Here is a 782-nt window from a genome sequence, read left to right on the forward strand (position 1 = left end):
TCCAGATGCAGCGTGCGCGCGATTTCCGGCATGTCCGCACGGCCGTGGTACGGCGCCATCGCGAGCGTCTCGATCAGGCCGGCCATCAGGTTGGTCGACACGCGCGGCAGCCAGCTGCCGAGCTCGAGCCCCTTCTTCGTCGCCTCGTTGGTCTGGCGGGCCGTCATCTTCGCGTAGATGTCGTCGACCAGCTTGCGGAAATCCGGATCCAGCCGGTTGCGCGGATGCTTGAACGGCACCTTGATCTCGGCGATCACGCGGCCCGGGTTCGACGACAGCACCAGAATCCGGTCGCACATGAACACCGCTTCCTCGATGTTGTGCGTGACGATCAGCACCGACTTGATCGGCATGCGGCCTTGCGTCCACAGGTCGAGCAGGTCGGTACGCAGCGTTTCGGCGGTCAGCACGTCGAGCGCCGAGAACGGCTCGTCCATCAGCAGGATCGTCGGATCGACCACGAGCGCGCGCGCGAAGCCCACGCGCTGGCGCATGCCGCCCGACAGCTCGCGCGGATACGCGTTCTCGAAGCCGTCGAGACCGATCAGGTCGATCGCGGCGAGCGCGCGTTCGCGCCGCTCGCGTGCGCCGACGCCGAGTGCTTCGAGGCCGGCTTCCACGTTCTGCAGCACGGTCAGCCACGGAAACAGCGCGAAGGTCTGGAACACCATCGCGACGCCTTCGGCCGGGCCGCGCAGCGGCTTGCCGAGATAGGTCACGTCACCGCCGGTCGGCTCGATCAGCCCGGCGATGATCCGCAGCAGCGTGGACTTGCCCGAGCC

General features: G+C 67.5%; 1 protein-coding gene. It reads right to left on the bottom strand.

All coding sequences use genetic code 11. The features are described 5' to 3' along the window. Positions 1-782, bottom strand: a 782-nt coding sequence (locus DIE02_RS35220) for an ABC transporter ATP-binding protein (RefSeq protein WP_148093154.1), incomplete at both ends; no start/stop codon positions are given.

Source organism: Burkholderia sp. Bp8991, from assembly GCF_003853795.1.
Classification (GTDB): Bacteria; Pseudomonadota; Gammaproteobacteria; order Burkholderiales; family Burkholderiaceae; genus Burkholderia.